This is a genomic window from Pseudomonas sp. GV071, assembly GCF_003050835.1.
In the GTDB taxonomy this organism is placed as follows: Bacteria; Pseudomonadota; Gammaproteobacteria; order Pseudomonadales; family Pseudomonadaceae; genus Aquipseudomonas.
Map to the genome: position 1 here is coordinate 86,018 of NZ_QAOJ01000004.1, position 13,322 is coordinate 99,339.

The following is a 13,322-nucleotide window of genomic DNA, read 5'->3' on the forward strand; positions in this document are numbered from 1 at the left end:
TCGACGACTCTCTGACTCACGGGTCAGAGCTCGCCCGAGCGGCACTTTACCGAAAGTTGCTGCGCTTAGGCAGTCTCAATCGGCGGGAAGCTCTTGACCAGGTCGTCCAGGGCCTTGAGCTGAGTGAGGAACGGCTCCAGCTTGTCCAGGCGCAGGGCGCATGGACCATCGCACTTGGCGTTGTCCGGGTCCGGGTGGGCTTCGAGGAACAAGCCCGCCAGGCCCTGGCTCATGCCGGCCTTGGCCAGATCGGTGACCTGGGCACGGCGGCCGCCAGCGGAGTCGGAACGCCCGCCCGGCATTTGCAGGGCGTGGGTCACGTCGAAAAACACCGGGTATTCGAACGACTTCATGATGCCGAAGCCAAGCATGTCCACCACCAGGTTGTTGTAGCCAAAGCTCGAACCGCGCTCGCAAAGGATGAGCTGGTCGTTACCGGCTTCGACGCACTTGGCCAGGATATGTTTCATTTCCTGGGGAGCGAGGAACTGGGCTTTCTTGATGTTGATCACCGCGCCGGTCTTGGCCATCGCCACTACCAGATCGGTCTGCCGCGACAGAAACGCCGGCAGTTGAATGATGTCGCACACCGCGGCAACCGGAGCGGCTTGCTCAGGCTCGTGCACGTCGGTGATAACCGGCACGCCGAAGGTTTTCTTCACTTCTTCGAAAATCTTCATGCCCTCTTCCAGGCCTGGGCCGCGGAAGGAAGACACGGAGGAGCGGTTGGCTTTGTCGAAGCTGGCCTTGAACACGTAAGGGATGCCGAGCTTGTCGGTAACGCGCACGTATTCTTCGCAGGCTTTCATCGCCAGGTCGCGGGATTCAAGAACGTTGATACCGCCGAACAGCACAAAGGGTTTGTCGTTGGCGATTTCAATATTGCCAACTTTGATGACTTTCTGGGTCATGCCTTTCTCGCTTTCTGCGCCAGGGCGGCGTTAACGAAACCACTGAACAATGGGTGGCCATCGCGCGGGGTGGAGGTGAACTCAGGGTGGAACTGGCAGGCCACGAACCACGGATGATCCGGCGCTTCAACCACTTCAACCAGGGCGCCATCGGCGGAACGGCCGGTGATTTTCAGGCCAGCTTCCTGCAGTTTTGGCAGCAGGTTGTTGTTCACTTCATAGCGATGACGGTGACGCTCAACGATGGTTTCTTTGGCGTAGCAGTCGAACACTTTCGAGCCTTCGATCAGGTGGCAATCCTGCGCGCCGAGGCGCATGGTGCCGCCCAGGTCCGAGGCTTCGGTGCGAATTTCCACACCGCCTTCAGCGTCTTCCCACTCGGTGATCAGACCGACCACTGGGTGACCGCTGACTTTGTCGAACTCGGTGGAGTTGGCATCGGTCCAGCCCAGGACGTTACGGGCGAACTCGATGACAGCCACCTGCATACCGAGGCAGATGCCCAGGTACGGGATCTTGTTTTCACGGGCGTATTGCACCGTGGTGATCTTGCCTTCTACGCCACGCAGACCGAAGCCGCCCGGTACCAGAATGGCGTCAACGCCTTCCAGCAGGCCGGTGCCTTGCTGTTCGATGTCTTCGGAATCGATATAACGCAGGTTGACCTTGGTGCGGTTCTGGATGCCGGCATGGCTCATCGCTTCGATCAGCGATTTGTAGGCGTCCAGCAGTTCCATGTACTTACCGACCATGGCGATGTTGACTTCTTTTTCCGGATTCAGCTTGGCGTCGACAACCCGATCCCACTCGGACAGGTCGGCACCGCCGCACTCCAGACCGAAGCGCTCGACGACAAAATCGTCCAGGCCCTGGGCGTGCAACACGGAAGGAATCTTGTAGATGGTGTCGACGTCTTCCAGACCAATCACCGCACGCTCTTCAACGTTGGTGAACAGCGCGATTTTGCGGCGCGAGGACACATCGATCGGGTGGTCGGAACGGCAGATCAGCACGTCAGGCTGCAGACCGATGGAACGCAGCTCTTTGACCGAGTGCTGGGTCGGCTTGGTCTTGGTTTCACCCGCGGTGGCGATGTACGGCACCAGGGTCAGGTGCATCAGCATGGCGCGCTTGGCGCCCACTTCCACGCGCAGTTGGCGGATGGCTTCGAGGAACGGCTGGGACTCGATGTCGCCAACGGTACCGCCGATTTCCACCATGGCCACGTCGGCATCGCCAGCACCTTTGATGATGCGGCGTTTGATTTCGTCGGTGATGTGCGGAATCACCTGGATGGTCGCACCCAGGTAGTCACCACGGCGCTCTTTGCGCAGCACGTCTTCGTAGACGCGGCCGGTGGTGAAGTTATTGCCCTTGGTCATGGTGGTGCGGATGAACCGCTCATAGTGGCCAAGGTCGAGGTCGGTCTCGGCACCGTCGTGAGTGACGAACACTTCACCGTGCTGGAACGGGCTCATAGTGCCCGGATCGACGTTGATGTAGGGGTCCAGTTTGAGCATCGTGACCTTCAGGCCCCGCGCCTCCAGGATAGCCGCCAATGAAGCCGAGGCGATGCCTTTCCCCAATGAAGAAACAACACCGCCCGTGACGAATATGTAGCGCGTCATGAAAAACCCTAGAAGTCTGCGTTTAGGCGGTTTGCGCCGCCGGGGAAAGCTGAAGGAGGGCTGCTGCCCACCCATTACCAGCGAAGCCTGTTGGCCGCGCCTTGAAAATTGATAGCCATGCAGAGAACCAGAAGGTCTACGCATTAGCTGTATGAGACGGGAGCGTAGTCTACCGGAACTACCCTTTCAGCTCAAACGTTGGTCATTCGTCGGCGCCTGCCACTGCAATAACCAGCGCACCTCAGCAGGGCCGCGGATTGCAGGCAGATTGGCGACCGCCAGAAGCTCATCAGCGCGGTACAACAACGGCAATCGACTGCGAACAAAAGCGGGAATCGCCTGCTCGTTGAGCAGGCGTTTGAGATCGCGGTGACCGCGGCCAGGGATATTCAGCACTTCACCGCCCTGGCGGTAGCGCACCTGTAATGGGCCTAGCGGCGGCTCGCCATGAATACGCAACTGACCGTTACCCGGCAGTTCCAGCGCCCGTTCCGGGCTTGCCCAGACCGGCGGCTGCGCCGTGGGCATCAGCCAGTCACCACTCAACCACCACAGTCGGCCACCCTCGCGATGCAGCTCACCTTGAGCCAGCCGCCACACAGGCTTGGCCTCAGGGCCGGCATCACGCAGATCATTCCAGCCAGCCCAATGCTCGCTGTCGGGCAGCAAGGTCAGCGGCGTCAGCCAATGGCGCAGGGCATTACGTTGGCGCTCCGGCGAGAGACCGAGCAGCGGCTGCAAAACCAGCGAAGGCAAGCTCAGCCAGGCGAAGGGACTGGGCGTTTGCGCAAGCTTCAGGTCCAATTCGGCGAGCTCGTCCAGCAGGCCCTGCGCCTCACGCAAATGCGCGGCACTGCGCGCCAGGGTTTGTGCAGCCTGCGGCCAATGCGCAGCGAACTGCGGGAATACCTGATGGCGCAAATGATTGCGGGCGTAGGCCGGGTCAGTATTGGAAGGGTCTTCCACCCAACTCAGGCCGTGCTCGTGGGCATAAGCCAGCAATTCAGTGCGCGAGCATTCCAGGAGCGGCCGCGCCACAGTGCCCCGCCCTAACGGACGGCTCACCGGAATGCCCGCCAGCCCGCGCACACCGGCACCTCGAAGCAAGCGAAACAGTATGGTCTCCGCCTGATCATCACGGTGCTGAGCGGTGAGCAGTACCTCGCCCTCCCCCAGCACCTGGGTAAATGCCTGATAACGCGCCTCGCGCGCCGCCCGCTCCAGACTGGCGCCCGGCACAACCTGCACATTGATAGTGCGCAGCGGCACACCCAGCCCAGCGCACAGCTGCTGGCAAACCGCCGGCCAGCCGTCAGCCGCAGCCTGCAGACCGTGATGGATATGAATAGCGTGGAGAGGTGGCAGGTGCTCGGTGTGCCCGAGACTAGCCAGAAGGTGCAGCAGAACGGTGGAGTCCAATCCGCCGGACAAGGCGATATGCCAAGCCGGCGCTGTGCGCCAGGGTGCCAGGCCAGCTAGCAACCTGGCGTGAAGGCTCACTCAGGCGACGCCGTAGCTCATCAGACGCTCGTAACGACGGGCCAGCAGCGCGTCGGTATCGAATTTCTGCAGAGACTTCAGCTGCTCGCCGAGGGCGGCACGAATCGATTCGGCTGCCACGGCCGGGGCCGAATGCGCGCCACCCAGTGGCTCGTCGATAACCTTGTCGACAATGCCCAAACCCTTCAGACGCTCAGCCGTGATGCCCATGGCTTCGGCAGCTTCCGGCGCTTTCTCGGCGGTTTTCCACAGGATGGAAGCGCAGCCTTCCGGCGAGATCACCGCGTAGGTGGAGTACTGCAGCATGTTCAGTTGGTCGCAAACGCCAATGGCCAATGCGCCGCCGGAACCACCTTCACCAATAACGGTGGCAATGATCGGGGTTTTCAGCCGCGCCATCACGCGCAGGTTCCAGGCAATCGCTTCGCTCTGGCCACGCTCTTCAGCGTCGATGCCCGGGTAGGCACCGGGGGTGTCGATAAAGGTCAGGATCGGCATCTTGAAGCGCTCAGCCATTTCCATCAGACGACAAGCTTTGCGGTAGCCCTCAGGGCGCGGCATGCCGAAGTTGCGGCGAACCTTCTCGCGCACTTCGCGGCCTTTCTGGTGACCGATCACCATCACCGGTTGATCGTTCAGACGGGCAACGCCACCAACGATAGCCGGGTCGTCGGAGAAGTGACGGTCGCCGTGCAGTTCGTCGAACTCGGTGAAGATGTGTTCGATGTAATCGAGGGTGTAGGGCCGGCGCGGGTGGCGGGCCAGCTTGGCGATCTGCCAACTGGTGAGGCTACCGAAGATGCTCGCGGTCAGGGTGTTGCTCTTGTCTTGCAGACGGGCAATTTCATCACTGATGTTCAGCGAATTGTCGTTACCGACCAGGCGCAGCTCTTCGATCTTGGCTTGCAGATCGGCAATCGGCTGTTCGAAATCGAGAAAGTTCGGGTTCATAGTCATCCGTCTTGCGCCGAGGCCGTGGCCTGGCGGCTTAGTCCGTTGAGCGCCTTACCTTACGGGAACAGGCGCAGTCAGGTCGAGAGTAAAAACCGTGCGGCGAGCAGGGATTGCCCCGCTCGGCACGCCAAAAACTAGCGATAGTGCAAAAAGACGTTGTCGCGCCCGAACTGGTCACGCAATGTTTGAATCAATCCATCAGCCGGGTCGATTCGCCAGCCTTCGCCGAACTGCAACAAGGCCTTGGCTTCGCTGCCGGTGTAGTCGAGGGTGATTGGGCAACCGCCGCGGTGCTTTTTGCACAATTCCGCCAGCCAGCGCAGGCGATCGCCCTTCAGCGCATCGCTCTTGACCCGCACCCGCAGGCTTTCCGCCAGGCCGGTACGTGCATCTTCCAGGCTCATCACGCGCTTGGCACGCAGGCGCAGGCCGCCGGAGAAATCGTCGTTACTCACTTCGCCTTCGACCACCACCAGGGCATCGGTCTGCAACAGCGCCTGCGCCGAGTTGAAGGCATCGGCAAACAAGGAGGCTTCGATACGGCCCGAGCGATCGTCGAGGGTGATGAAACCCATCTTGTCGCCCTTCTTGTTCTTCATTACCCGCAGGTTGACGATCAGACCGGCGATGGTCTGGCTGTCGCGCGCCGGCTTCAAGTCGATGATGCGCTGACGGGCGAAGCGGCGAATCTCGCCTTCGTACTCGTCGATCGGGTGACCGGTGAGGTACAGGCCCAGGGTTTCCTTCTCGCCGCGCAGACGCTCTTTGAGCGACAGCTCTTTGGCCTTCTTGTGCTTGGCATAGACGTCGGCGGTTTCATCAGCAAACACTCCGCCAAACAGGTCGGCGTGGCCGCTGTCGTGGCTGCGGGCGGTCTGCTCGGCGGCCTGAATCGCTTCCTCCATCGAGGCCAGCAGCACCGCGCGGTTGCGGTCGATGTTGGCCTGGTAGGCTTTGATTTCGTCGTGGAAGTACGGGCCCAGACGGTCCAGCGCACCGCTGCGAATCAAGGCATCGGTGGTGCGCTTGTTGATGCGTTTGAGGTCGACGCGCGCGCAGAAATCGAACAGGTCCTTGAACGGCCCGGCCTGACGCGACTCGACGATGGCCTCCACCGGCCCCTCGCCCACACCCTTGATCGCGCCCAGACCGTAAACAATCCGGCCGTCGTCGTTAACCGTGAACTTGAACTCCGAGGTATTCACGTCCGGCGCGTCGAGGCGCAGCTTCATGCTGCGGCACTCTTCGATCAGGGTCACGACCTTGTCGGTGTTGTGCATATCCGCCGACAGTACCGCGGCCATGAAGGGCGAGGGGTAGTGGGCTTTCAGCCAGGCCGTCTGGTACGACACCAAGCCGTAGGCGGCGGAGTGGGATTTGTTGAAGCCATAACCGGCGAATTTTTCCACCAGGTCGAAAATGTTACCGGCCAGGTCCGGGTCGATGTTGTTCTTGCTGCAACCCTCAATAAAACCGCCGCGTTGCTTGGCCATTTCCTCGGGCTTTTTCTTACCCATGGCACGACGGAGCATGTCCGCCTCTCCGAGGGTGTAGCCGGCCATGACCTGGGCGATCTGCATCACCTGTTCCTGGTACAGGATGATGCCGTAGGTCGGCAGCAGCACCGGCTTCAGGCCGTCGTACTGGTAGTCAGAGTGCGGGTAGGCGAGCTCAGCGCGACCGTGTTTACGGTTGATGAAGTCGTCCACCATGCCCGATTGCAGTGGTCCCGGACGGAACAGGGCCACCAGGGCGATCAGGTCTTCCAGGCAGTCGGGCTTGAGCTTTTTGATCAGCTCTTTCATGCCGCGCGATTCAAGTTGGAATACCGCGGTGGTTTCAGCTTTCTGCAGCAGCGCGTAGGTCGGCTTGTCGTCCAGCGGAATGAAGTCGATGTTCAGCGGAGCTTCGCCGACCTTGGCCTTCTCGCGGTTGATGGTCTTAAGCGCCCAGTCGATGATCGTCAGGGTACGCAGACCGAGGAAGTCGAACTTCACCAGGCCGGCGGCTTCCACGTCGTCTTTGTCGAACTGGGTTACCAGGCCGCCGCCCTCGTCGTCGCAATAAATGGCGGCGAAGTCAGTGAGCTTGGTCGGTGCGATCACCACACCACCGGCGTGTTTGCCGACGTTACGGGTCACGCCTTCAAGCTTCTTGGCCATCTCCCAGATTTCAGCGGCTTCCTCATCGACCTTGAGGAAGTCGCGCAGGATCTCTTCCTGCTCGTAGGCTTTCTCCAGGGTCATGCCGACTTCAAACGGGATCATCTTCGACAGACGGTCCGCCAGGCCATAAGATTTGCCCTGCACCCGCGCCACGTCACGCACCACCGCCTTGGCGGCCATGGTCCCGAAGGTGATGATCTGGCTCACCGCGTTACGGCCGTATGCCTGGGCCACGTACTCGATCACCCGGTCGCGGCCGTCCATGCAGAAGTCGATATCGAAGTCGGGCATCGATACCCGTTCCGGGTTAAGGAAGCGTTCGAACAGCAGGTCGTACTGCAGCGGATCGAGGTCGGTGATCTTCTGTACATAAGCCACCAGGGAACCAGCACCTGACCCCCGGCCAGGACCGACGGGAATGCCGTTGCGCTTGGCCCACTGGATGAAGTCCATCACGATCAGGAAGTAACCGGGGAAGCCCATCTGGATGATGATATCCAGCTCGAAATTCAGGCGGTCGACATAGACCTGGCGCTTCTCTTCATAGTTGGGCGTGGTCTCTTTTGGCCACAGCACCGCCAGGCGTTCCTCCAGACCCTCGAAGGAGATCTTGCGGAAGAACTCGTCCATGGTCATGCCGTCCGGCACCGGGAAGTTGGGCAGGAAGCTCTTGCCCAACAAAATCTCGATGTTGCAGCGCTTGGCGATTTCGACGGTATTTTCCAGCGCCTCGGGAATGTCGCTGAACAACTCCCACATTTCTTCCGGCGACTTCAGGTACTGCTGATCGCTGTAGGTGCGGGCGCGGCGCGGGTCGTCGAGGGCACGGCCTTCACCGATGCACACTCGGGTTTCGTGGGCTTCGAAGTCGCTTTGCTTGATAAAGCGCACATCGTTGGTGGCCACCAGCATGGCGTCGCAGCGGCCAGCCAGGTCGACCGCCAGGTGCAGGTATTCTTCGTCGTGAACGCGGCTGGTGCGTTGCAGCTCCAGGTAGAAGCGGTCGGGGAATACGTCCTGCCACTCGCGCAGCGAAGCTTCGGCTTCCTGGGTATTGCCGGCCAGCAGAGCCAAGCCGATCTCACCCTCTTTGGCACCGGACAGGGCAATCAAGCCTTCGGACGCCTCCTTGACCCACTCGCGCTCGATGATCACTTCGCCATTGCGCTGGCCTTCGGTGAAGCCGCGCGAGATCAACTCGGTGAGGTTTCGATAGCCTTTGGCGTTCATCACCAGCAGGGTGATACGGCTCAGCGGACCGTCTTCGTCCTTGCTGGCGAGCATCAGATCGGCGCCGCAGATCGGTTTGATCCCGGCGCCCATGGCGGCTTTGTAGAACTTCACCAGCGAGCACAGGTTGCGCTGATCGGTAACCGCCACGGCGGGCATACCGGCGCCGGCGGCGGCCTTGACCAGCGGTTTGACCCGCACCAGACCGTCAACCAGGGAGAACTCGGTATGCAAACGCAGATGAACAAAGGTGGCCGGCATGCTGATCCTATAAAGCGCAAAAACGACAAGGCCCGGATTGTACCGGGCCTTGGCGCAAACATCAGCTCAGAGCTTTAAACGTCTTCCAATAACCGCCGCACGGGGGCAAAGGAGCGCCGATGAATAGGTGTAGGACCTAGACGCTGCAAGGCTTCCAGATGAACCGGTGTTGGATAGCCTTTGTGCCCACCGATGCCGTAGCCGGGGTACAGCGCTTCCATTTCCTGCATTTCGCGGTCGCGACTGACCTTGGCCAGAATCGAGGCCGCAGCAATCGCCGGCACCTTGCTGTCACCCTGCACCACCGAGGCGCTGGGCACCTTGAGCTTCGGGCAGCGGTTGCCGTCGATCAGCGCCAGACGCGGGGTCACACTCAAGCCTTCGACCGCCCGCTGCATGGCCAGCATGGTGGCGTGGAGAATATTCAGTTGGTCGATTTCTTCGACCTCGGCGCGAGCGATGCACCAGGCCAGCGCTTTCTCTTTGATTTCGTCGAAGAGCTTTTCGCGCTTGGCTTCGGTGAGCTTCTTCGAGTCATTGAGACCAAGGATCGGCCGCGCCGGATCGAGGATCACGGCGGCGGTCACCACCGCGCCGCAGAGCGGACCACGGCCGACTTCATCGACACCGGCGACCAATTCTTCCACCAGAGTGAAATCCAGCCCCAACTGCATCAGCGCGCTCCCGCCAGTTCAAGCACGGCCTTGGCCGCTTCGGTGGATGCATCGCGGCGCAAGGTACGGTGGATCTGATCGAAAAACTCGGTTTGCGCCTGGCCGCCAACCAGCAGCGGCGCCAGGGTTTGTGCCAAGGCATCCGGGGTGGCGGCATCCTGCAACAGCTCAGGCACCAACAGGCGGCCGGCGAGCAGGTTGGGCAGCGACACATAGGGGCTTTTCAGCATGCGCTTGAGAATGCGGTAGGTCATCGGTGCCACGCGGTAGGCCACCACCATCGGACGCTTGTACAGCAGTGCTTCCAGGGTCGCGGTACCGGAGGCAATCAACACTGCATCGCAGGCGGCCAGCGCGGTATGCGACTGACCTTCGAGCAGCGTGACGGGAATATCGTGGCCCACCAACTGCGCTTCGATCTGCGCGCGGCGTTCAGGGCTGGCGCAGGGCAACACGAAACGTACCCCCGGACGCAGCGCGCGCAACCGCACAGCCGCATCGAGAAACAGGCCACCCAGGCGCGACACTTCACCGCCACGGCTGCCAGGCATCAGCGCGACTACAGGGCCGTCTGCCGGCAGATTCAGCTCGGTGCGGGCAGCAGCACGATCAGCTTCTAAAGGAATGGCGTCCGCCAGGGTGTGACCGACAAAACGCACGGGCACCTGGTGCTCGTCGTAGAACTTAGCTTCGAAGGGAAACAGGGTCAGCATCAGGTCGCAGGCTTCGCGAATCTTCAGCACGCGCTTCTGCCGCCAGGCCCAGACCGACGGACTGACGTAGTGCACAGTCTTGATCCCGGCCTGACGCAACTTCAGTTCCAGGTGCAGGTTGAAGTCCGGCGCGTCGATACCAATGAACACATCGGGCTTGGCCGCCGTCAGGGTCTGGATCAGGCGCTTGCGCCGCGACAGTAGTTCCGGCAGCCGGCCGAGCACTTCCACCAAGCCCATGACCGCCAGGCGCTCCATGGGGAAATACGAGTTCAGCCCCTGGGCCTGCATACGCGGGCCACCGACGCCAATGAACTCAACCTGTGGATGCTGCGCTTTGAGAGCCTGCATCAGGCCGGCGCCGAGGATGTCGCCAGACGCCTCACCGGCGACCAGGGCTATGCGAACAGTGCGGCCCATGATCAGCGGGTGATGCCGCGGGATGACGCCTTGATGGAGTCGATAAACACCGCGACTTCCGGGTACTGCGCTGCCGAATCGGCCAACTCGGCGAGCGCCTTGTCGACGGTCAGGCCTTGGCGGTACACCACTTTGTAGGCACGACGCAGGGCTTGAATCGCCTCTTCGCTGAAGCCGCGACGGCGCATGCCTTCGAAGTTCATGCTGCGCGCTTCGGCGGGGTTGCCGAACACGGTGACGTACGCCGGTACGTCCTTGCCGATGGCAGTGCCCATGCCGGAAAAGCTGTGGGCGCCGATATGGCAGAACTGATGCACCAGGGTAAAGCCCGACAGAATCGCCCAGTCATCCACGTGCACATGGCCGGCCAACGCGGTGTTGTTGACCAGGATGCAGTGGTTGGCGATCACGCTGTCATGCCCGACATGGGCATAGGCCATGATCAGGTTGTGGTCGCCGATGGTGGTTTCCGCGCGGTCCTGAATGGTGCCGCGGTGGATGGTCACGCCTTCGCGAATGACGTTGTGGTCGCCGATCACCAGGCGGGTGTCTTCACCCTTGTACTTGAGATCGGGGGTGTCTTCGCCCACGGACGAAAACTGGTAGATTCGGTTGTGCTTACCAATGCGCGTCGGCCCCTTGAGAATCACGTGGGGCCCGATAACCGTACCCTCGCCGATTTCCACACCGGGACCGACGATCGACCAAGGGCCGACTTCTACGTCGTCGGCAAGCTTGGCAGTCGGATCGATGATCGCTCGAGGGTCAATCAAACTCATAGTTTCCTTTCCGCGCAGATGATTTCCGCCGAGCACACTTCTTTGCCATCGACACTGGCGCGGCATGCGAACTTCCAGATGCTGCGCTTGGAGCTGATGAAGGTGGCTTCGAGGATCAGTTGGTCACCAGGGGTAACCGGCTGGCGAAAACGCAGCTTATCCGAGCCGACGAAGTAGTAAAGCGTGCCATCGGCCGGTTTCACGTCCAGCATCTTGAAACCGAGAATACCAGCGGCCTGGGCCATGGCTTCGATGATCAGCACGCCCGGCATGATCGGGTGTTCAGGGAAGTGACCGTTGAAAAAAGGCTCGTTGATGCTGACATTCTTGTAGGCGCGAATGGTCTTGGTGTCTGCCACATCCAAGTCGACCACACGGTCTACCAGCAGGAACGGGTAGCGGTGCGGCAAGTATTCGCGGATCTGGTTAATGTCCATCATGTTCGGAAAAGCCTGTAATAGAGGAAGGGGACTGACGAATGCCGTCAGTCACGCATCAGATGAAGCATCGTCGGCCGGGGTCACGGCGGCCAGACGCTTTTCTAGCTGCTGCAGGCGACGCGCCATGTCATCCAGGTTACGGAAACGGGCGGCGCTCTTGCGCCATTCCGCAGCCGTTTGCATGGCGGTGCCGGAAGAATAGGAACCGGGCTCGGTAATCGAGCGGGTAACCATGGTCATGCCGGTGACGAACACGCCATCGCAAATATCGATGTGGCCCACCAGCCCCACACCGCCGGCAAGCATACAGTGCTTACCGATCTTGGTGCTGCCGGAAATCCCGACACAGGCGGCCATGGCGGTGTGATCACCGACCTGGACGTTGTGCGCGATCATGATCTGGTTATCCAGTTTCACCCCGTTGCCGATAATGGTATCGGCCAGGGCACCACGGTCGATGGTGGTATTGGAACCTACTTCAACGTCATCACCGAGGGTGACGCCGCCGATCTGGGCGATCTTTTGCCACACGCCTTTTTCATTGGCGAAGCCGAAGCCCTCGCCGCCGATCACGGCGCCCGACTGAATCACTACCCGCTTGCCGATAAACACGTCGTGGTAAAGCGTCACGCGTGGCGCCAACCAGCCGCCCTCGCCGATCACCGTGCGCGCGCCGATAAAACACTGCGCACCGATGGTCACCCCGGCACCGATCTGGGCACCGCTCTCGATCACCGCGTAAGCACCGATACTGGCGGTCGCATCGACCACAGCATCTGACGCCACAATGGCAGTGGCATGCACGCCAGCCGTCGCACGCGGTTTGCGGTCGAACAAGTGGGAGAGTTCGGCGTAGGCCAGGTAAGGATTGGCCACCACCAACGCCGCGCCCGCATAACCTTCGGCATCAGCCGCAGTCAGCAGCACCGCACCGGCTTTGCAGTCAGTGAGGAATTTGCGGTATTGGGGATTGGCGAGGAAGCTCAGCTGTTCCGGGCCAGCCTCTTGCAAGGTGGCCAGGCCGCTGATGCGGATGTCCGCAGCGCCACGCAGGGTGGCGCCTAGACGCTCGGCCAGCTGGCCGAGGGAGAAAACCGAAGCAGTCATAATTAACGCGACTGGTTCATGCGCTCGATGACTTGGCGAGTGATGTCGTACTGAGGTTTGACATCGATCACCGCACCGCGCTCGAGCACCAGGTCGAAGGCGCCATTTTTGATGACGTCTTCAACAGCCTTGTCCAGAGTCGGCTTCAGCTTCTTCAGCATTTCACGGTCAGCAGCGGCTTTGGCTTCGTTCAGCTCTTTGGACTGGAACTGGAAGTCGCGGGCCTTTTGCTTGAATTCAAGCTCCAGACGCTCACGCTCGCCTTGCTGCATTTTCTCGCCTTCTTTGACCAGGCGGTCCTGAATGCCTTTGGCGCTGGTTTCCAGGGCCTTGAGCTTGGTCAGTTGCGGACCGAATTTCTTCTCGGCATCGACTGCATATTTCTTCGCAGCATCCGACTCAAGCAGTGCCTGCTGATAGTTCAGCACGGCAATTTTCATGTCGGCGAAGGCCGGGCCTGCCAGAACGGCAGCGCTTAACAGTACCAATTGGATCAACTTGCGCACGGTGAACTCCTGCAAAACTGTTGTGGTTCAGGTA

The 13,322-nt window shown here is 60.8% G+C and carries 11 protein-coding genes; all 11 read right to left on the reverse strand.

Annotated features, from left to right (window positions below; all coding sequences use genetic code 11):
- Window positions 1-65: 65 nt before the first annotated feature.
- The 11 genes from kdsA to C8K61_RS09150 all read right to left on the reverse strand — a co-directional run bounded on the left by kdsA (window position 66) and on the right by C8K61_RS09150 (window position 13,288).
- Window positions 66-911 carry a 3-deoxy-8-phosphooctulonate synthase gene (gene kdsA, locus C8K61_RS09100; RefSeq protein ID WP_108095926.1) on the reverse strand — a complete coding sequence of 282 codons (846 nt, stop codon included), beginning with the start codon at window positions 909-911 and terminating at the stop codon, window positions 66-68.
- Window positions 908-2,539, reverse strand: a complete 1,632-nt coding sequence (locus tag C8K61_RS09105; RefSeq protein ID WP_108095927.1) for a CTP synthase — start codon at window positions 2,537-2,539, stop codon at window positions 908-910. The genes kdsA and C8K61_RS09105 overlap by 4 nt, the downstream gene beginning before the upstream one ends.
- Before the next feature lie 186 nt (window positions 2,540-2,725).
- Window positions 2,726-4,039 carry a tRNA lysidine(34) synthetase TilS gene (gene tilS, locus C8K61_RS09110; RefSeq protein WP_108095928.1) on the reverse strand — a complete coding sequence of 438 codons (1,314 nt, stop codon included), beginning with the start codon at window positions 4,037-4,039 and terminating at the stop codon, window positions 2,726-2,728.
- Complete coding sequence (locus tag C8K61_RS09115) at window positions 4,040-4,990, reverse strand: acetyl-CoA carboxylase carboxyltransferase subunit alpha (protein WP_108095929.1); 951 nt, start codon at window positions 4,988-4,990, stop codon at window positions 4,040-4,042. It lies immediately after the preceding gene.
- Between the two features lie 137 nt (window positions 4,991-5,127).
- Window positions 5,128-8,649: a DNA polymerase III subunit alpha gene (gene dnaE, locus C8K61_RS09120; RefSeq protein ID WP_108095930.1), complete on the reverse strand. Its 3,522-nt coding sequence runs from the start codon at window positions 8,647-8,649 to the stop codon at window positions 5,128-5,130.
- 74 nt (window positions 8,650-8,723) lie between these two features.
- Complete coding sequence (gene rnhB / locus C8K61_RS09125; RefSeq protein ID WP_108095931.1) at window positions 8,724-9,323, reverse strand: ribonuclease HII; 600 nt, start codon at window positions 9,321-9,323, stop codon at window positions 8,724-8,726.
- Window positions 9,323-10,456, reverse strand: a complete 1,134-nt coding sequence (gene lpxB, locus C8K61_RS09130; protein ID WP_108095932.1) for a lipid-A-disaccharide synthase — start codon at window positions 10,454-10,456, stop codon at window positions 9,323-9,325. Before lpxB ends, rnhB begins: the two co-directional genes overlap by 1 nt.
- 2 nt (window positions 10,457-10,458) lie before the next feature.
- A complete protein-coding gene (gene lpxA / locus C8K61_RS09135; protein WP_108095933.1) occupies window positions 10,459-11,235 on the reverse strand; it encodes an acyl-ACP--UDP-N-acetylglucosamine O-acyltransferase in 777 nt (258 codons plus the stop codon).
- Complete coding sequence (gene fabZ / locus C8K61_RS09140; protein ID WP_108095934.1) at window positions 11,232-11,675, reverse strand: 3-hydroxyacyl-ACP dehydratase FabZ; 444 nt, start codon at window positions 11,673-11,675, stop codon at window positions 11,232-11,234. Before fabZ ends, lpxA begins: the two co-directional genes overlap by 4 nt.
- Window positions 11,676-11,723: 48 nt before the next feature.
- On the reverse strand, window positions 11,724-12,782 hold the full coding sequence (gene lpxD, locus C8K61_RS09145; RefSeq protein WP_371919979.1) for a UDP-3-O-(3-hydroxymyristoyl)glucosamine N-acyltransferase: 1,059 nt from the start codon (window positions 12,780-12,782) through the stop codon (window positions 11,724-11,726).
- Between the two features lie 2 nt (window positions 12,783-12,784).
- Window positions 12,785-13,288 carry an OmpH family outer membrane protein gene (locus tag C8K61_RS09150; protein ID WP_108095936.1) on the reverse strand — a complete coding sequence of 168 codons (504 nt, stop codon included), beginning with the start codon at window positions 13,286-13,288 and terminating at the stop codon, window positions 12,785-12,787.
- Window positions 13,289-13,322 lie beyond the last annotated feature (34 nt).

What these genes read in the sequence shown, in the direction of transcription:
- dnaE (WP_108095930.1), bottom strand. Translation starts at nt 8,649, where the DNA reads ATGCCGGCCACCTTTGTTCATCTGCGTTTGCATACCGAGTTCTCCCTG.
- fabZ (WP_108095934.1), bottom strand. Translation starts at nt 11,675, where the DNA reads ATGATGGACATTAACCAGATCCGCGAATACTTGCCGCACCGCTACCCG.
- rnhB (WP_108095931.1), bottom strand. Translation starts at nt 9,323, where the DNA reads ATGCAGTTGGGGCTGGATTTCACTCTGGTGGAAGAATTGGTCGCCGGT.
- C8K61_RS09115 (WP_108095929.1), bottom strand. Translation starts at nt 4,990, where the DNA reads ATGAACCCGAACTTTCTCGATTTCGAACAGCCGATTGCCGATCTGCAA.
- lpxA (WP_108095933.1), bottom strand. Translation starts at nt 11,235, where the DNA reads ATGAGTTTGATTGACCCTCGAGCGATCATCGATCCGACTGCCAAGCTT.
- kdsA (WP_108095926.1), bottom strand. Translation starts at nt 911, where the DNA reads ATGACCCAGAAAGTCATCAAAGTTGGCAATATTGAAATCGCCAACGAC.
- C8K61_RS09105 (WP_108095927.1), bottom strand. Translation starts at nt 2,539, where the DNA reads ATGACGCGCTACATATTCGTCACGGGCGGTGTTGTTTCTTCATTGGGG.
- lpxB (WP_108095932.1), bottom strand. Translation starts at nt 10,456, where the DNA reads ATGGGCCGCACTGTTCGCATAGCCCTGGTCGCCGGTGAGGCGTCTGGC.
- lpxD (WP_371919979.1), bottom strand. Translation starts at nt 12,782, where the DNA reads ATGACTGCTTCGGTTTTCTCCCTCGGCCAGCTGGCCGAGCGTCTAGGC.